Genomic DNA, 17,777 nt, shown 5'->3' with positions numbered 1-17,777 from the left:
TGCAACTCCGCGCGAGTATGGGGCTGACGTCGCAGGCCGGTCGATCAGGCTTTCTGCGCTGCGAGCGCGCGCCGTTCCCTTTGCGGGATGCTACGGCGCAGGCGCCGCCAGGCGAGCACGACCGCGGTGGTCGACAGAGCGAGGCCGAAGAACACCCACAGCGCCATCCAACCGTTCCACAGCCATTGATTTTGGAACGGGCCGAAATCCCAATGATGGACCGCGGAATAGAGCCAGCGATAGACGCGCCGGCTCGCATCGAACTTGGCCAGCAGGCGGCCGTCGACCGGATCGATGTAGAGCGACGTGCCGCCGGCGTCTGCAAGGTCCACGCGCAGGACCGGAAGCGGCTTGTCGATCCGCGACTGGTGATGATTGGGGTAGTAATAACTGTCGTAATCGATCAGCAGCTCGCGGCCGGCGATCGGCGTCGCTCCGGCGAGGCGCGCGACGGCCGCGGCGAGGGCGTCTTCGCCGAACGCCGCTTTGGTTCGTCCCGTCTCGAGCGCGCGCCTCTCTCCGTCACGCGAGACGGCGAGAAGAACGGCGTCGTCGCCGATGCGGCTCCAGGACAGAGCCACCGTTTCCGGCGCCAGCGTCGCGACGTTGGCGGAGGTGGCGCTCGCCATGGCCCCAACGCCCCCGACGCTGCGATAGCGCGCGACCTCCTCCGGGCTCGGCGTCGGCTGCGAGAAGATTTGCCCGGGATTGGTGGAGAAGAAACCGCTCGCCGCCCATAAGAGGGCGAAGACGCCGCCGATCAGTCCGGCCCAGAAATGATAGGCGAAAAAGAACTCGCGATAGGGCTGCGTGCGGCCGCGCGAATAGGTCGGGCGGCCGAAGAAGCCGGGCCTCCATTTCGCGAAGCCGAGAATGACGCCGGTGAGCGCGGCGGCGGCCGCGAAGAAGCCGGCCCAAGACAGCGCCGCGCGGCGATAGTCGCCGGCGCCGACGAGGTCGAGCCAGCGGAAGAGATGAAGCCAATTGCCGGCGTAGATCAGAGCGCGCTCGCTGCGCGTCGCCGATTGCACGACCTCGCCGGTGCGCGCGGAGACGACGATCTCGCGGCCGTCCCGGGCCGAGAAACGATGGAAGGGCCGCAGCGTTTCAGCGTTGCGAACGCCGACCGGCGCCTCTTCCGAGCCGCTGTAGACGAGATCGGCGCCCTCGGCCCAGAGATCGGCGATGCGCCGCGCCTGCTCGGGGGAGAAGACGATGGGCACGCCGTCCAGCGCCGAAATGGCGGAACGCCGTCCGAATTGGTTCTCGATCAGCCAAACCGGCGCGCCGGCGACGCGAACGAGCCGTCCTTCGGCGACGACTCCGTCCTCCTCGCCATGGCGCCCGCTGCGGGCGCGCGCCTCGAGCGCATCGCCGAGCGAGAGCCAGCCCGTCTCCGGCGCGAGGCTCTCGGCATGGGCGAGCTGCTGCGCGCGGGTGATCGGCGGCGCCGCGAGGAAGGCGATGACGAGTCCGGTGGAGAACCAGACGAGCATGAACAGCGCCAGCACGACGCCGATCCAGCGGTGCAGAAAGATGAGACTATTCATCGGTCCGATGCTTTCTTCGTAGCGCGGGTCGGCGAGGCTCCGAGCGTCGCGCGGCAGCTGAAATGTCCGGGTGTCGTCGCGGCGCATCTCCGCCGGCCGCACCCGACAAAACTATATAATATCGATAGGAATAATCAATGTCATTTCCAGCATTCTCGCCGCCGACTTGTCACAACGGCGAAGGGTCGGCGAGGGTGCGGGCGCGGCCGTTCGCGCGTGGAGCGCGGTCGAGATCGATAAGATGGCCGGCTTTGTCGCGCTTGGCGGCGAGATAGCGCTCGTTATGATCATTGCGCCGTCCCATGATGCGTTGATCGGCGACGACCTCGAGACCGGCGACGCCGAGCGCGGCGATCTTCTCGGGATTATTCGTCAGCAGCCGCACTCGTTGCACGCCCAGGGCCTTCAGCATGGCGGCGGCGAATTCGAAGCGGCGGTCGTCCTGCTCGAAGCCGAGCGCCTCGTCGGCGTCATAAGTGTCGAAGCCATGGGCCTGGAGGTCATAGGCGAGGATCTTGTTGCCGAGTCCATTGCCGCGGCCTTCCTGATCGAGATAGAGCAGCACGCCGCCGCCGTTCTCGGCGAAATGGCGCGCTGCATGGCGCAATTGATCGCCACAATCGCATTTGAGGCTGCCGAAGAGATCGCCGGTGAGGCAGGCCGAATGCAGCCGGACGGAGACAGGCTCGGCGAAATCCGGCTTGCCGATGATGATCGCCGTCTGGTCGCGCAGACCTTCGCCGCCGCGGAACACGATGAATTCGGCGTCGGCCGCGCCGTCGAGCGGCACGCTCGCCCGCGAGACGATGCGCAACGCCGCCGCGCAGTCGCTGCGATAGGCGGTCACATCCTTCAGCTCGACGCCGAGCAGTCCGGGAAAGGCGCCGTCCGTCGCCGGCGCCTCTGAGACGACCGCCGCGGGAAGCGCTTGCGCGAGCCGCATCAGTTCCAGAGCGCCTCGCTCCGAGGAGGTCGCGGCGCGCACGGGTTCGGCGAGGCGGGCGTTTGGATCGACGGCGAGCGTCGCCAGCCGATCGAGATCGAATTCGGCGAATGCGAGGGCGCCGGCCTCCCGCGTCGCGACGCCGAGGCGCCGCAGCCTCGGCGCCGTCAGCGCGAGCCGCGTCGACCCGGGCGGAAGCAGCGCGGCGAGGGCGGCGTCCAGCGCATCGACGGCGATGACGAGAGCGCGCGTCGCCGCGTCGCGGAGGATGACCGGCCGACCCGCGCGAATCTCGGCAATCGCGCGCTCGACGTCGATGCGCGCCGCCCCGGGCGCGCCTCGTGAAACAGATGGAGCCGACACGCAGCCTCCCGACCGTGCGAACAACATGCCCGAGGTATAATTCGTTTATCCGATCTAACAAGTGTATTTATAGGGCGCCGCTCGACGGCCGGGCGAGGAGGTCGACATGGCCGATGCAGCACGCGTTGCGCCTCTGCGCGCGCCAATCGCCGATCGTTTCGGCCGGCGACAAACCGGTTTGAAGGACAGCTAGAAAAAGCCGCTCATTGTGTCCGCTCCGCGGCGGCGCGCCTCGGCGGGAATCGTTTCCCGTCATCCCCGTCCCGCTGCCGAAAGGCTCGGCGCTCGCATGGTCCGCAGCAAAAAGTCATGCATAACCCTTAGCTGATAAGTCGATAATTCTCTTAGGGATGGCATTTTAACGCCATAAATTTCAGCGTAAAAATCTTCGACCGCACCATTTATCATATCATATAAGTATGATAAAAGAGCCTATTATCGCGGCAGTGCGGGAGGCTCACATGGCCGAGACGCGTCTCAGGTCGACCAAACCCATGATCTCTACGATTTTCGCCTGCGTCGTCGCTTCGACGGCCACGCAAGCCTGCGCCGAACCAAGCGTCTTTCCCACCGGAACGACGATCTACGATCCGGCGCGCGCTCATAGCTCCTACGTCCTCTTCACGGGCGGCGACGATGTCTCGCGTCTCATCGATCTCACCGGCGCGGTCGTCCACGAGTGGAAGTTTTCGGGCCAGCCGGTCGCCTTCATCGATCCGGCGCTCGTCGGCGGCGCGCGTGGACATGTCTTCGTCACGTTGGAGAGCGAAGAGGGCAAGGGAACGGATCTCGCGCCGGGGCGTGCGCAGACCCGCATTCGCAAGACGGTCGGCGAGGTCGATTGGAGCGGCGCGCCGCTGTGGAGCTTCGGCAAATCCGCGCCCGACGGCCGCGCGCATCAGCATCACGACATAGCCCGGCTGCCCAACGGCAACACGCTGGTGCTTTCCAATCTCTTTTATCCTCTGCCCGGCTTCGCCGCGCCGCAGGTGCTGGACGACGTCGCCTATGAGGTCGATCCAGACGGAGAGATCGCTTGGACCTGGGCGGCGTCGGACCATATCGACGAGATCGGCTTCGCCCCGGAGGAAGTGAAGCTGATCAAGGGCTCCAAAAACCCCGACTATCTGCATGTCAACAGTCTGAAGCCGGTCGGCCCCAATCATTGGTTCGACGAAGGCGACCAGCGCTTTGCGCCGGACAATCTGATCTTCGATGCGCGCAATGCGAATTTCATCGCCATCGTCGATCGCAAGACGCGCAAGATCGCCTGGACGCTCGGCCCGCATTTTCCGCCGGCGCCGGCGACCGCGCTTGCGTCCTCCCGCAAGGTTCCGCGCCCGGTCGATCAGATCTCCGGCCAGCACGACGCCCATATCATTCCCGAGGGACTTCCGGGCGCCGGCAATCTTCTCGTCTTCGATAATCAGGGCGAGGCCGGCTATCCGCGCGCTGCGCTGCCTTTCATCGGCGGATCGCGCGTGCTCGAGATCAATCCGGTCACCAAGGAGATCGTCTGGCAATATACCGGCGCGAGCTCCGGCCGGCCCGATTACACCTTCCGCAGCACGCATATCAGCAATGCTCGGCGCCTGCCGAACGGCAACACTTTCATCGACGAAGGGCAGTTCGGCCGCTTCTTTCAGGTGACGCCCGCTGGCGAGATCGTCTGGGAATATGTGAATCCCTATCCGCGCCGCGGCGTCGATGCGGACACCGGCCGGCCGACGCTGGATTACAACGTCTATCGCGCGCAGCCGGTTCCTTATGACTGGGCTCCGGCGGGAACGCCGCATTCCGAGGCGTCGGTGACGCCGCCGGAAAATATCTCCTTTCGACTCTTCTCCGCGAGATGACGAACGAGCCTCGGAGGATTCATTGCCAGACGCTGTGAACGCCTGGACGCGCGTCGCGCGCATCATCGTCGCAGGGCGCGTTCAGAATGTCGGCTATCGCGTCTTCGTCGCGCGCGAGGCGGGACGGCTGCATCTTTTTGGCTGGGTGCGCAATCGCAGCGACGGCTCGGTGGAGACGGTGGTCGCCGGGCCGAAATCCATGGTCGCGGAGTTCCTCGCGCTCGCCGCGCGGGGACCGGCCACCGCCCAGATCGACGCCGTTCGCATCGAGGACGCCGGCGCGCATGCGGTGAGCGAAGGCGGCGGCGAGCATGGTTTCGTCGCTGCGCCGGCAATCTGAACTTTCATCCTTCGCCCGGCGTCGCCGCGCGGACCGACGACGAGGGCGCATCCTGTCCCGGGCCCGAATCCGGGACGATCCATTCCGCAGAAAAGAGAGACTGTTCATGCCAAAATCGACCGCCTGGATTTTCGCTGGCCTCGGCGTTTGGGCTCTCGCCTTCGCCGGTGCTGCGCAAGCGGCTTCGCTGCAGGAGTCGGCGACATTGCTCTCGGCCGGCAAGATCAAGTCCCTGGAGTTTTCCGGCGCCGGTCATTGGCGCCAGTTCGGCCAAGCGCCCGTCCCCGGCGGCGACTGGCCGAAGTTCGACGTCTCCGCCTACAGCGCCGCGATCGACTTCGACAAAGCGAGCGAACGCGTTCAGCTCACGCGCAGCCAGACGCCGGATGGACGCGCGCGGCCCGCGCCGGTGGAGCAGAAGCTCGAATGGAGCGTGCTTGGCGACGCAGCCTGGAACGTCGCGCCGCCGCAGGGCGCCGCGCCCGGAGCCGCGCCTGTCGCGACCGCCGCGCCGGCCGCGGTCGAAGAACGCATCGCCGACATTTGGACGACGCCGCAAGGATTTCTGAAAGCCGCGCTGGCCAATGGCGCGAAGTCAGAAGCCGCCGGCGCCAATGTCGAAGTGTCCTTCGCGCTCGGCAATCATCGTTATGTCGGGACCATCGGCGCCGATAATCATGTCGCATCGATCCGCACCTGGATCGACTCGCCCGTGCTCGGCGACACGCTGCTGGAGACGACCTTCTCCGACTATAAGGATTTCGGCGGGCTGCATTTCCCGACGCAGATCCATCGCAGCGCCGGCGGCCATGAGGTGCTTCATATCGCCGTCGCCGCAGCCAAGGCCGACGGCGCCGTCGACATCGCCATTCCTGCAGGTCTTCCGCCGGCGCCGCCGATCACGGTCGCGTCGGAGAGGATCGCAGACGGCGTCTATTATCTGACCGGCGGCACGCATCACAGCGTCGCCGTGGAGGAGAAGGACCATGTCGTTCTGATCGAGGCGCCGCTCAACGAGGAGCGCTCGCTGGCCGTGATCCAGAAGGTCGGCGAGATCCTCCCTGGCAAGCCGATCAAATATGTCGTCAACAGCCATGTGCATTTCGACCATTCGGGCGGGCTGCGCACCTTCGTCGACGCCGGCGCGACCATCGTGACGCAGACCATCAGCAAGGCGTTCTACGAGCAAGTCTGGACGCTCCCGCACACGCTGCATCCCGATCGGCTCGCGGCGTCGAAGAAGGCGGCGAAGTTCGAAAGCTATGAGCACAAGCATGTGCTCGGCGAAGGCGATCACAATATCGAAGTGCATCATATCGCCGGCAGCGGCCATTCCGACGACCTCGCCCTCGTCTATTTGCCCAAGGAGAAATTGGTGATCGAGGCCGACGCCTATACGCCAGCGGCCGTGGGCGCGCCGGCGCCGAAGACGCCGAACCCGTTCTCGGTCAATCTCTACGAGACGATTCAGAAGCTCGGTCTCGATGTGGAGCGGATCGCCGGCCTGCACGGCCGCGTGGCGAGCCTCGACGAGCTGCGCACGGCGATCGGCCGGCAGACCGCGGCGAATTAAAGCGCTTTCCGATCGAACGGGATCGTTCGATCGATCAGAATTCGCTCCAACGAAAGAATGCTAGAGCGGATAGCGCTCTAGCATATCGAACGACCTGCCGCGCGATGCGCGGCAGGTCTTCTCGCCATAGGCCCGCCGCGACGAAGACGCGCGGTTTCAGGAGTAATAGGGCGAATGGATCGCCTTGCTCGCTTGCGCGACGACGTCGCCGTCATAGAGCCGCACGGTCAGCGAGCCGCCCAATTGCTGCGCCGCCTCGGCGAGATAGCCGACCGCATAGGCCTTGGCGTTGTCGAGCGAGTCGAATTCGTAGAAGCCGCCGACCGTGTCGGTGTTGATTCCTGCGAGCCACGTCTTGCTCTTCAGCCCCGGATTCTTCTTCATCGCCGTGTCGATCTCCTCCCAAGGGATTTTGTCGAACGGAATCGAGACCTGAATCTCGGCATAGAGAAACACCTTCTTCACGCTCATCTGTCCCTCCGCGACTGAGGCGGGGCCGTCGCCTCTAGCCCCGCATAAACCAAATAATCCTATCATATAACAAGGCAAAATGTGGGCTGTTGAGCCACATCGATCAAAAAAACTGAGCATGCTGCGACTTATGATTTTTCTAACTTGACCTACTTGATATGATAATGCAGTCTGCGGCGGAGCCCAGAAGGGGAGCGTCAGTGACGGCCAGCTACTATTCACAAGCCCTGCACGGGCCATATGAAACCCGCGATCTCGGCGATTTCGAACTCGAGAGCGGGGACAAGATTCGCGGCCTGAAGCTCGCCTACGCTACATTCGGAAAATTATCGGCGCGGCGCGACAACGCCATCCTGTTCCCGAGCTGGTATTCGGGCACGTCGAAAATTCTCGAGCGCGCCTATGTCGGGGCCGGACGAGCGCTCGATCCCGACAAATATTTCATCATCCTCGTCAACCAGATCGGCGCCGGCCTTTCGTCCTCTCCGAGCAATTCCGCGCCGCCCTTCGACGCGGCGCGTTTTCCGCGCATCACGATCGCCGACGATGTGCGCGCGCAGCATCGTCTGGTGACGGAAGCCTTCGGCGTCGAGCGTCTCGCGCTCGTCCTCGGCGGCTCGATGGGCGCGCAGCAGACCTATGAATGGGCGGCGCGCTTCCCCGAAGCGGTGCGACGCGCGGCGCCGATCGCGGGGCTCGCGCGCGGCACGGCGCACAACAGGCTTCTGGTGTCGACCTTCATCGACGCCATCGTCTCCGATCCCGCCTTCGATGACGGCTGGTATGAGCGCGCGGCGCTGGTTCATCGCGGCCTGCGACGCCACGCCCGCATTTTCGCCGCTTCCGGATTTTCGCCCGCTCTGTTCAACACCCGCGGATGGAGCGATCTCGGCTTTTCGACGCCCGACGACTTCGTCGCCGGTTTCGTCGAGGGCCATTTCCTTCCCCAGGACCCCAATAATCTCGTCCTCCTCTTGTCCAAATGGCGCGACGCCGACGCCTCGCGTCTGGAGAACGGCGATCTCGCGCGGGCGCTGGGCCGCATCAGCGCGAAGACCTTCGTCATCGCCATAAAGGAGGACGGCTTCTTTCCGCTCGCCGACCTCGAGGCGGAGCAGAAGCTGATCGCGGGGAGCGAGCTGCGGCGCGTCTCCTCGCCGTGGGGACATCTCGCTCTGTTCGGGACCGACCCCGCCTACAACGCCGCCATCGATCGTCATCTCGAGGAGCTGCTCGCGAGCTGAGCAGCCCTGCCACGCATCCGCAACCGAGGAGAACGTCATGTCGACCACAACAACGAGCGACACGGTTCCCGCCGATCGTCCGCCGATCGATCCCTATCCGCTGAGCCCCTATGTCGCCTGGGCGGGAAACCGCAACCGCGACCCGATCCTCTCCGTGTTCAAGGAGATCTTTCCCGAGCGCGGCAATGTGCTGGAGCTCGCCAGCGGCGCCGGCAATCACATCAATTATTTTGCGCCGCATTTTTCGGCGCTGAGCTTTCAGCCGTCGGACTATGACGCCGATGTGTTCGCGACGATCGAGCAGAAGCGCGCCGAGGCGGGCAACGGCAATGTCGCCGATCCGGTCCGGATCGATCTCACCGATCCGGCGACCTGGCCCGATCCGAAGAATCGGCTCTATGACGCGATCTTCGTCGTCAATTTGTTCCAGGTCGCGCCCGTCGCCATCGCCGACGGCATCGCGCAAGTCGCCGCGCGCGTGCTGACCAAGGACGGCTTCCTCGCCATTTATGGTCCGTTCAAGGTCGACGGCAGATATACGACGTCGTCCAATGAATCCTTCGACAAAGAGATCCTCGCCGCCAATGTCGCCGAATGGGGATTGAAGGATGTGAAGGATCTCGAGAAGGCGGCCGCGGTCCATGGGATCGCGCTGAAAAAGATTCTCGATCTGCCGGCCAATAATTTCATCCTCGTCTTCGGTCGCGCCTGAACGGCCGACGGCCCGCCCGACCCTCCCCCGCCGCGTTCCCCTCCCGCGCAGCGGGGGAGGCGAGGGATGCGGCGTTCTACCAGTCGACATGTAAACTCGCGCTTTGTGTCTCCATTGCTTTCGCCAGGTCTTGCCAAAGCATATCGCCGGCCGATTTGGCGGCGAGACCCGCGCGCCTCCCAGCCGCTCATTCGGATGATCGAAATGAAAACCACAACGCTGGCGACTCTGACGCTCGCGCTTCATATTTGCGTCGCCGCTGCAAGCGCGCAGACGGTCGCAAAGGCTGAAGCGCCGAGCTGGCCAAGGGGCCCGCAGGCGCCGGCGGGCGCGCCCAATATCGTGCTCGTGCTGCTCGACGATGTCGGCTTCGGCGCAACTTCGACTTTCGGCGGCGCGACGGCGACGCCGGAGCTCGACAGACTCGCGCGCTCTGGCCTGCGCTACAATGCCTTCCATGTGAGCGCGCTGTGCTCGCCGACGCGCGCGGCCTTGCTCAGCGGCCGCACCGATCATCAGATCGGCTTCGGCACGGTCGCGGATATCGCCGCGCCCTACCCGGGATATAACGCCCATTGGCCGAAGAGCGCCGCCTCCATCGCCCGCGTGCTGCGTGACAATGGCTACAGCACCGCGGCCTTCGGCAAATGGCACAACACGCCTTATGAGGAGATTTCTCCAGACGGGCCGTTCGAGCGCTGGCCGACGGGACTCGGCTTCGACTATTTCTATGGCTTCCTCGCCGGCTATGACAGCCAATGGTCGCCGCGGCTCTATCGCGGAACCGTTCCGGCCGACCCGCCGAAGTCGGCGGAGCAGGGCTATCATCTGACCAGCGATCTCGTCGACGACGCGGTTCATTGGTTGCGGCGCCATGAGGCGATTGCGCCACAAAAGCCTTTCTTCCTCTATTTCGCGCCGGGCGCGACGCATTGGCCGCATCACGTCCCAAAAGACTATATCGCCAAATATCGCGGCAAGTTCGACCAGGGCTGGGACCGTTTGCGCGAGGAGACGTTTGCGCGGCAGAAGCAGCTCGGCGTCATTCCCGCCGACGCCGAGCTGACGCCGCGTCCCGCGGAGCTGCCGGCCTGGGCGGAGCTGAGGCCCGAGCAGCGGGCGCTCTATGCGCGGCAGATGGAAGTCTATTCGGCCTTTCTCGAGCACACCGACCATGAGGTCGGACGCCTGCTCGACACTTTGCGCGCGGACGGAATCGCCGACGACACGCTCGTCCTCTATATCGCCGGAGACAATGGCGGCAGCGGCGAAGGCGGACTCGACGGACGCGATGTCATCAATGCGGATGGCTCCATTCCGTCGACGCAGGAGCGGCTGAAGCAAGCGGAGCGCTTCGGCGAGGAGCGCTTCGACAATCATTACGCCGCGGCCTGGGCCTGGAGCAGCAGCACGCCCTTTCAATGGATGAAACAGGCGGCCTCGCATCTCGGCGGCTCGCGCGATCCGCTGATCGTCTCCTGGCCCGCGCGCATCGCCGACAAAGGCGGACTGCGCACGCAGTTCCAGCACATCACCGACATCGCGCCGACCATTTATGAGGCCGCCGGCGTGAAATTCCCCGAGAGCGTCGACGGCGTTCGGCAAATCCCGCTCGAAGGCGCGAGCTTCGTGAAGAGCTTCGTCGACGCCGCCGCGCCGAGCTCGCATCCGCGCCAGGTCTTCGAGACCGTCGGCAATCGCGGCGTCTACGCGGATGGCTGGTGGGCGGGCGCGCGTCATGAGCCGCCGTGGAGGCTTCAGCGCGCCGCCGCGCCGCTGGGCCAACATCCTTGGGAGCTCTACGACCTCGCCCATGATTTTTCCCAAGCGCATGACCTTGCCGCGCAGCGACCGGAAAAGCTCGCCGAGCTCATCGCTCTGTTCGAGACGGAGGCGAAGCGCACGCAGATCTATCCGATCCTTCCCGAGCGCACGCCGCTGCCTTCGCCTGCCGATGGACGCGACCTCTTCGTCTATCGCGCCGGAGCCGACGACATTCCGTCGCGCATCGGGCCGAAGCTTTCGGGCCGCGCGCACAGGATCGTCGTCGATCTCGTCGTGCCGAAGGGCGGCGCCGATGGCGTCCTGCTGGCGGATGGCGGCGATTACGGCGGCTTCACGCTCTATGTGAAGGATGGCCTGCTGCAATATGACGCCAATTCCTTCGGCGCTATCACCGGACATGTCGCATCGCAGGCGCGCCTGCCGAGCGGCAAGCTGCGCGTCGCCTTCGAGTTCACGCCGGCGCCGGGCGCACCGCCGAGAGGACCGAACGGCCCCTTCCCGGGCGCCGGCAAGTTGTTCATCGGGGAGACGCTCGCGGGCGAAGGCCGGATCGACAATCTCGTGCTCTCCTACAATGAGACGCTCGATCTCGGACGTGACGGCGGCGCGCCGGTGAGCCCGGCCTATGCGTCGCCGTTCCCTTATGCCGGCGAGATCGAATCGGCCCGCGTGGAGCTTCGTTGATCGCGATTTGGCTGCGCGTTCTGCTGCTCTGGTTCTGCGTCGCGGGTGCGGCGGCGCAGACGCCGCTCGACGATGTCGCTCGCCATGTCGGAAGCGGCGTCTGCGCCGACTGCCACGCCGCGCAGACAAACCTATGGCGGACGTCGCATCACGCGCGCTCCATGCAGGAGGCGACCTCAGCGTCCGTTCTCGGCGATTTCAACGACGTGGCCTTCACCGAGAATGGAGCGGCCACGCGCTTCTTTCGTCGCGGCGACGCCTTCATCATCGAGACGAGAGGACCGGCCGGCGAAGCGCGCGAGGATCGCGTGCGCTTCACCTTCGGCGTCACGCCGCTGCAGCAATATCTCGTCGAGGCGCCGGGCGGACGTCTACAGGCCTTCAGCGTCGCCTGGGATGCGCGGCCGAAAGAAAAAGGCGGCCAGCGATGGTTCGGCCTCTATCCCGAAGAGACGATCGCCTGGGGCGATCCGCTGCATTGGAGCGGCCGCAATCAGAATTGGAACTTCATGTGCGCTGATTGCCATTCGACCGGCTTGCGCAAGAATTATGATCTGACGACGGATTCTTATCGCACGACATGGACCGATGTGAGTGTCGCTTGCGAAGCCTGTCATGGTCCGGGCTCGGCGCATGTCGCCTGGGCGCGCGGCGGCGCGCGCGCGGGCGCCGACAAGGGCTTCGCCGCATCGGCGAGCGATGATCGCTCGGAACTCTGCTTCCCCTGCCATTCGCGGCGTCGCGCTCTGTCCGAGACGCCCGCGCCGACGCGCCGCTTTCTCGACGATTATGCTCCGGCATTGCTCGACAAAGGTCTTTTTCGCGCCGACGGGCAAATCGAGGACGAGGTGTTCGAATACGCCTCTTTCCTGCAGAGCCGCATGTATCGCGCCGGCGTCGCCTGCATCGATTGCCACGAGCCGCATGGCGGCGCGCTGCGGGAGCAAGGCAATGCGCTTTGCGCGCGCTGCCATGAGCCCGCGGGCTTCGACGCATCCAGCCATCATCATCACGCGCCAGGAACACGCGAGGCGCAATGCGTCGCCTGCCACATGCCGAGCCGCATCTATATGCAGGTTCATGAGCGGCATGATCACGGCTTCCGCGTTCCGCGTCCCGATCTCGCGCCGCTCGGCGTTCCCAACGCCTGCAATGATTGTCATGCCGACAAGCCTGCGTCCTGGGCGGCGGAGGCCATGCGCGGCTGGGGGAGCCGACGCCTCGGACAAGCGAGCGCCGCGAAAGCCATCGCGCTCGGCCGGCGCGCCGCGCCCGGCGCAGCGGAGGCGCTCGCCGCGCTCGCTGGCGACGGCGGCGAATCCGCGATCATGCGGGCGACGGCGCTGTCGCTGCTGGCGCGCGCGCCCGGCGAGATGGCGCTGCGCGCGATTCGTGAAGCGATCGGCTCCTCCGACGCGCTTCTGCGCCTCGGCGCGATCCGCGCGCTCGAGCCCTATGACGCAACGACGCGCCGGCTCGCCGCGCCGCTCCTCGCCGATCCGGCGGCGGCGACGCGTCTCGAAGCGGCGCGGCTGCTCGCCGCGACGGGCGTCTCGGCCGAGGAATGGGTCGCCGCGGAGCTGGTCTCGGCAGAGCGGCCGGAGACTCATCTCGGCGTCGGCGCGCTGCGCGCCGAGCAGGGTCGGCCGCTGGAGGCCATCGCCGCTTTCGAGACGGCGCTGCGGCTCGATCCGAAATTCACGCCGGCGCGGCTCGATCTCGCCGATCTGCTGCGCAGTGAGGGGCGCGACGCCGAGGCCGAGGCGCCCTTGCGCGAGGCCGTGCGGCGCGACCCCGCCGACGCTGTGGCGCATTACGCCCTCGCCCTGTGGCTGTTGCGCCAAAGCCGTGAGATGGAGGCGCGCAGCGAGCTCGCCCGCGCCGTCACGCTCGCGCCCGATGATCCCGCCATCGCGCGCGCCTATCGGCTCGCGACGCCGCCGCGGTGAGCGAGCGCCCTTCCATTAAGTCTACAACTTTGGTAAGAAAAGCGCGAGCGAACGGCGATCGAGAGGCATTGGAACATGACGAGTTTGATCGTGAACGGGCGCGCCGTCGAAATCGACGTCGATCCCGATACGCCCTTGCTCTGGGCGATCCGCGAGCAGATCGGCCTCACCGGCACGAAATATGGCTGCGGCATCGGCCAATGCGGCGCCTGCACCGTTCATATCGACGGAGTCGCGGTCCGCTCTTGCAGCGTGCTCGCGGCCGATGTCGCCGGCAAGGCGATCACCACTATCGAAGGCCTGGCAGAAAACGCCGCGCAGCATCGCCTGCAGCGCGCCTGGATCGACCATGACGTTCCGCAATGCGGCTATTGCCAAAGCGGCATGTTGATGGCCGCAGCGGCGCTGCTCGCCGAGAAGCCGCATCCGAGCGACCAGGACATCGACGAGGCGATCTCCAACATTTGTCGATGCGGAACCTTTCAACAAGCGCGCGAGGCGATCCACGCCGCGGCGAAAGCGTGAGGAGAATGAAGATGGGCGGGTCTTTCTCTCTTCACCGGCGCGGCTTCATCATCGGCGGCGCCTCGCTGGGCGCCGGCCTCGCGCTCGGTCTCGATATTCCCGGCGGCCCGAAGGGCGCGCTCGCCGCGGATGGCGCGCCCGAGGTCAACGCCTGGGTCGTCATCGAGCCGGATGATCGCGTCATCATCCGCATCGCTCGCTCGGAGATGGGCCAGGGCTCGCTCACCGGCCTCGCCCAGCTCGTCGCCGAGGAGTTGGAATGCGACTGGGCGAAGGTGACGACCGAATATCCGACGCCCGGTCAGAGCGCCGCGCGCAACAGAGTCTGGGGCGATTTTTCGACCGGCGGCAGCCGCGGCATTCGCGGCTCGCAGGATTATGTGCGCAAGGGCGGCGCGATCGCGCGCCAATTGCTGATCCAGGCCGCGGCGAACCAATGGGGCGTTCCGGCGAAGGACTGCCGGGCGGAGAAAGGGATCATCTCGCACGCGGCGTCGGGGCGCTCGATCAGCTTCGGCAAGGTCGCCGCCGCGGCGGCGAAGCTGACGCCGCCGAACGATGTCGCGCTGAAGGACCCGAAAGACTGGAAGATCGCCGGCAAGGGCGTGGCGCGTCTCGACACGGCCGACAAGACCAACGGCAAGATGATCTACGGCATAGACGTGAAGCTGCCGGGCCTGCTCAGCGCCGCGATCAAGGATTGCCCGACCTTCGGAGGCCGTCTGAAGAGCTTCGACAAGACGGCGATCGCCACACTGCCCGGCGTCGTCGATGCGGCGCCCGTCGGCGACAGCGCGGTCGCCGTCGTCGCCGACAGCTGGTGGCGCGCCAAGAAGGCGCTCGACGCTCTGCCGATCGTCTGGGACGACGGCCCGAATGCGAACGCCTCCAGCGCAGCGACGGCTGCATGGCTCGCGGAAGGGCTCGAGGATTCGCAGCCTGCGGTCGTCGGCAACAGCAATGGGGACGCCAAGGCGGCGATCGCCGGCGCGGCGAAGATGATCGAGGCCGTCTACAGTTATCCGCACCAGAATCATGCGGCGATGGAGCCCCTGAACGCGACCGCGCTCTATACGCCCGAGCGATGCGAGGTCTGGACCGGAACGCAGAATGGCGAGGCGGCCTTCGCCGCCGTCGTCGCGGCCTCCGGCCTGCCGGCGGCAAAATGCGAGGTTCACAAGGTAATGCTCGGCGGCGGCTTCGGTCGTCGCGGCTTCACCGATTATGTGACGCAGGCGGTGCTGCTCGCCAAGCAATTCCCGGGACGTCCGGTGAAGCTGCTGTGGTCGCGCGAGGAGGATATGGCGCATGGGAAATATCATCCCGTGACGCAATGCCGCCTCGTCGGCGCGTTGGATGCGGATAATAAGCTCGTCGGTCTGCGCATTCGCCTGTCGGGACAATCGATCCTCGCCAGCGTGCGGCCCGAGGCGGTGAAGAATGGTCTCGATCCGGCGGCGCTGCAGGGGCTCGTCGCGACCGGCGACGCGCAGCTCGGCTATGACATTCCCAATCTTCTCGTCGAGCATGCGATGCGCAATCCGCCCGTGCCGCCGGGCTTTTGGCGTGGCGTCAACATCAATCACAATGCGCTCTATCTCGAGAGCTTCATCGACGAGCTGGCGCATGCCGCCGGCGCCGATCCGCTCGCTTTCCGCCGCGGCTTGATGGCGAGCCATCCAAAGCAGCTCGCGGTTCTCGACGCCGTCGCCGAGCGGGTCGGCTGGAGCCGCCCGGCGCCGGCAGGCGTGCATCGCGGCCTCGCCTCCTTCATGGGCTATGGCAGCTATGTCGCGGCGGCGGCGGAGATCTCCGTCGAAAACGCTGGACGCATCAAGATCCATCGCATCGTCGCGGCGACCGATCCGGGCTACGCCGTCAATCCGGCGCAAATCGAGCGTCAGGTGTCGGGCTCTTTCGTCTATGGGCTGTCGGCGCTGTTCTTCGGCGCGATCACGGTGAAGAATGGCCGCGCCGAGCAGGCCAATTTCGACACTTACGATTCGATGCGCATCAAGGATATGCCCAAGGTCGAAGCGATCGTCATGCCGAGCGGCGGCTTTTGGGGCGGCGTCGGCGAGCCGACCATCTGCGTCGCGGCGCCGGCGGTGCTCAACGCTTTTTTCGCCGCCACAGGCAAGCGCATTCGCGACGTTCCGCTTCAGAAGCTCGACGTCGGCTTCGTCTGATCGGCGCGCAGCCGATCGAGATCGCGCTGCGTGTCCACATCGGCGAGGACCACAGTCTCGCCGATATCGAGCTCGACGACATGATCGAGCTCTCGCAGCAGGCGCCGCGCGCCCTCGTCTCCGCGCAGCTCCGCGAGCCGCGGGAAAATCGCGCGGCCGAGCAGGACTGGATTGCCGCGGCGTCCCTCATGAACCGGGATCACTGCCGAGGCGCCTGTCGTCTCGAATGCGTCGATGAGACGATCGAGAAGAGGAGATTCGATCGTCGGCATGTCGCCGAGCAGCACGATCACGCCATCCGCCTCGCGCGCCTCGGTGAGCCCCGTTTGCAGAGACGAGGCCATGCCGCTTCGATGCCGGGCGTTATGCGCGAACGTCACTGGGCGATCGCCGAGCGCAGCGGCGATGCGCACATGGTCCCAGCCCGTCACGACGATGGTCTGGGCGGCTCGCGAGCCGAGCGCGGCGTCGACGGCCCGGCGGATCAGCGGCCGCCCGCCGAACTCCGCGAGCAGCTTGTTCTCGCCCTGCTCGTCGAAGCGCGCGCCTCGCCCCGCCGCGAGCACCATCGCCGCGATCACGCGACCTCCTTCACGGCGGCGCTGCTGCGCAAAGGTTTGCGCTTGCGCGCGAGAATCATCTCGCCGAGGATGGAGACCGCGATCTCCGCCGGGCCGAGCGCGCCGATGTCCAGACCGACCGGCGCGCGGATGCGCATCAGCGCGTCGCGCGAGACGCCGCTCGCGGCGAGACGCTCGACGCGGCGTCCATGAGTGGCGCGCGACCCCAGCGCGCCGACATAAAAGCATGGCGAGGCGAGCGCTGTGCGAAGCGCGGGATCGTCGATCTTCGGGTCATGCGTGAGGACGACGATGGCGGTGCATGGGTCGAGGCCGATATCGGTGAGCGCCTCCTGCGGCCAGCGCGGCTCGAGACGCGCATCGGGGAATCTGTCGGCGGTCGCATAGGCGATGCGCGGATCGACGATGATCGTCTCGAAGCCGGCGATTTGCGCCATGGGCGCGAGCGATTGCGCGACATGCACGGCGCCGATGATCACGAGCCGCGGCGCCGGTTCGCGCCCTTCGATGAACCATCGCTGCGCCTCATGCGTGGCGACGCCGCTCCAGCCGGCAAAAGCCGCGAGTGGATCGCCGGTCTCGATGACGCGCGCGACGCCGTTGTCGAGCGGCGTGGCGATCGTATGCGCGCGCCGCTCCGTGCTCATGCGCAACGAGACATCGAGCAGCTCGGCGGCCGCGTCGTCGAGCTTTTGCACGAGCACGCAGATGCGCCCGCCGCAGGAGAGGCCGACGCGCCAGGCGGTCTCGTCCGCGACGCCGAATTCGAGACGCTGCGCGACGCCATCGGCGATCACGTCGAGCGCTGCGACGATGACGTCATTCTCGACGCAGCCTGCGGAAACAGAGCCGACGAATGCGCCCGTCTCATCGACCACGAGATGCGCGCCGACCGGCCGCGGCGCCGAGCCGAAGGTCTCGATCACAGTCGCGATGGCGACGCGACGGCCCGTGCGACGCCAAAGCTGCGCCTGCAGTAATATCTTTGTATCTTCCGTGGCCATTCGAATTC

General features: G+C 66.0%; 14 protein-coding genes. 9 read left to right on the top strand and 5 right to left on the bottom strand.

What is annotated here, in order from left to right; translation table 11 throughout:
• Positions 1-44 precede the first annotated feature (44 nt).
• Entirely contained in the window at positions 45-1,550 is a 1,506-nt protein-coding gene (locus tag CQW49_RS22185; protein ID WP_040567874.1) for a PepSY domain-containing protein, read from the bottom strand.
• Between the two features lie 169 nt (positions 1,551-1,719).
• The gene (gene ribA / locus CQW49_RS22180) at positions 1,720-2,856 is read right to left on the bottom strand and encodes a GTP cyclohydrolase II RibA (RefSeq protein ID WP_003612370.1); all 1,137 of its coding nucleotides are present in this window, start codon (positions 2,854-2,856) and stop codon (positions 1,720-1,722) included.
• Between the two features lie 494 nt (positions 2,857-3,350).
• Here ribA and CQW49_RS22170 point away from each other — a divergent pair, with 494 nt between their 5' ends.
• The 3 genes from CQW49_RS22170 (at position 3,351) to CQW49_RS22160 (ending at position 6,625) form a co-directional block, all read left to right on the top strand.
• Positions 3,351-4,712 (top strand): aryl-sulfate sulfotransferase, encoded by a 1,362-nt coding sequence (locus tag CQW49_RS22170; RefSeq protein ID WP_040567876.1) that lies wholly within the window; start codon positions 3,351-3,353, stop codon positions 4,710-4,712.
• 22 nt (positions 4,713-4,734) lie between these two features.
• Positions 4,735-5,052: an acylphosphatase gene (locus CQW49_RS22165; protein ID WP_003612366.1), complete on the top strand. Its 318-nt coding sequence runs from the start codon at positions 4,735-4,737 to the stop codon at positions 5,050-5,052.
• Positions 5,053-5,158: 106 nt separating this feature from the next.
• Positions 5,159-6,625 (top strand): MBL fold metallo-hydrolase, encoded by a 1,467-nt coding sequence (locus tag CQW49_RS22160; protein WP_003612364.1) that lies wholly within the window; start codon positions 5,159-5,161, stop codon positions 6,623-6,625.
• Positions 6,626-6,781: 156 nt separating this feature from the next.
• On the opposite strand, the gene CQW49_RS22155 is transcribed toward CQW49_RS22160, so the two are convergent.
• Complete coding sequence (locus tag CQW49_RS22155; protein ID WP_003612363.1) at positions 6,782-7,096, bottom strand: hypothetical protein; 315 nt, start codon at positions 7,094-7,096, stop codon at positions 6,782-6,784.
• A 200-nt stretch (positions 7,097-7,296) separates the two neighbouring features.
• Here CQW49_RS22155 and CQW49_RS22150 point away from each other — a divergent pair, with 200 nt between their 5' ends.
• The 6 genes from CQW49_RS22150 to CQW49_RS22125 all read left to right on the top strand — a co-directional run bounded on the left by CQW49_RS22150 (position 7,297) and on the right by CQW49_RS22125 (position 16,184).
• Complete coding sequence (locus CQW49_RS22150; RefSeq protein WP_003612361.1) at positions 7,297-8,340, top strand: alpha/beta fold hydrolase; 1,044 nt, start codon at positions 7,297-7,299, stop codon at positions 8,338-8,340.
• 37 nt (positions 8,341-8,377) lie between these two features.
• Positions 8,378-9,052, top strand: coding sequence for a DUF938 domain-containing protein (locus tag CQW49_RS22145; protein ID WP_003612359.1), 675 nt, complete (start codon positions 8,378-8,380; stop codon positions 9,050-9,052).
• Positions 9,053-9,256: 204 nt separating this feature from the next.
• Complete coding sequence (locus CQW49_RS22140; protein WP_003612357.1) at positions 9,257-11,521, top strand: arylsulfatase; 2,265 nt, start codon at positions 9,257-9,259, stop codon at positions 11,519-11,521.
• Complete coding sequence (locus CQW49_RS22135) at positions 11,518-13,470, top strand: multiheme c-type cytochrome (RefSeq protein WP_003612355.1); 1,953 nt, start codon at positions 11,518-11,520, stop codon at positions 13,468-13,470. The genes CQW49_RS22140 and CQW49_RS22135 overlap by 4 nt, the downstream gene beginning before the upstream one ends.
• 75 nt (positions 13,471-13,545) lie before the next feature.
• Positions 13,546-13,995 carry a (2Fe-2S)-binding protein gene (locus tag CQW49_RS22130; RefSeq protein ID WP_003612353.1) on the top strand — a complete coding sequence of 150 codons (450 nt, stop codon included), beginning with the start codon at positions 13,546-13,548 and terminating at the stop codon, positions 13,993-13,995.
• Between the two features lie 11 nt (positions 13,996-14,006).
• On the top strand, positions 14,007-16,184 hold the full coding sequence (locus CQW49_RS22125) for a xanthine dehydrogenase family protein molybdopterin-binding subunit (protein WP_003612351.1): 2,178 nt from the start codon (positions 14,007-14,009) through the stop codon (positions 16,182-16,184).
• Here the strand turns inward: CQW49_RS22125 and CQW49_RS22120 are convergent.
• Positions 16,157-16,765 (bottom strand): nucleotidyltransferase family protein, encoded by a 609-nt coding sequence (locus CQW49_RS22120; RefSeq protein ID WP_003612349.1) that lies wholly within the window; start codon positions 16,763-16,765, stop codon positions 16,157-16,159. The genes CQW49_RS22125 and CQW49_RS22120 overlap by 28 nt on opposite strands.
• Entirely contained in the window at positions 16,762-17,769 is a 1,008-nt protein-coding gene (locus CQW49_RS22115) for an XdhC family protein (protein ID WP_003612347.1), read from the bottom strand. Before CQW49_RS22115 ends, CQW49_RS22120 begins: the two co-directional genes overlap by 4 nt.
• Between the last annotated feature and the right edge of the window lie 8 nt (positions 17,770-17,777).

This window comes from Methylosinus trichosporium OB3b, from assembly GCF_002752655.1.
Taxonomy (GTDB): Bacteria; Pseudomonadota; Alphaproteobacteria; order Rhizobiales; family Beijerinckiaceae; genus Methylosinus; species Methylosinus trichosporium.
Note: the sequence above shows the minus strand (reverse complement) of the source record. Positions and strands in the feature narration are given on the sequence as shown.

What these genes read in the sequence shown, in the direction of transcription:
- CQW49_RS22185 (WP_040567874.1), bottom strand. Translation starts at nt 1,550, where the DNA reads ATGAATAGTCTCATCTTTCTGCACCGCTGGATCGGCGTCGTGCTGGCG.
- CQW49_RS22170 (WP_040567876.1), top strand. Translation starts at nt 3,351, where the DNA reads ATGATCTCTACGATTTTCGCCTGCGTCGTCGCTTCGACGGCCACGCAA.
- CQW49_RS22160 (WP_003612364.1), top strand. Translation starts at nt 5,159, where the DNA reads ATGCCAAAATCGACCGCCTGGATTTTCGCTGGCCTCGGCGTTTGGGCT.
- CQW49_RS22155 (WP_003612363.1), bottom strand. Translation starts at nt 7,096, where the DNA reads ATGAGCGTGAAGAAGGTGTTTCTCTATGCCGAGATTCAGGTCTCGATT.
- CQW49_RS22145 (WP_003612359.1), top strand. Translation starts at nt 8,378, where the DNA reads ATGTCGACCACAACAACGAGCGACACGGTTCCCGCCGATCGTCCGCCG.
- CQW49_RS22140 (WP_003612357.1), top strand. Translation starts at nt 9,257, where the DNA reads ATGAAAACCACAACGCTGGCGACTCTGACGCTCGCGCTTCATATTTGC.
- CQW49_RS22130 (WP_003612353.1), top strand. Translation starts at nt 13,546, where the DNA reads ATGACGAGTTTGATCGTGAACGGGCGCGCCGTCGAAATCGACGTCGAT.
- CQW49_RS22125 (WP_003612351.1), top strand. Translation starts at nt 14,007, where the DNA reads ATGGGCGGGTCTTTCTCTCTTCACCGGCGCGGCTTCATCATCGGCGGC.
- CQW49_RS22115 (WP_003612347.1), bottom strand. Translation starts at nt 17,769, where the DNA reads ATGGCCACGGAAGATACAAAGATATTACTGCAGGCGCAGCTTTGGCGT.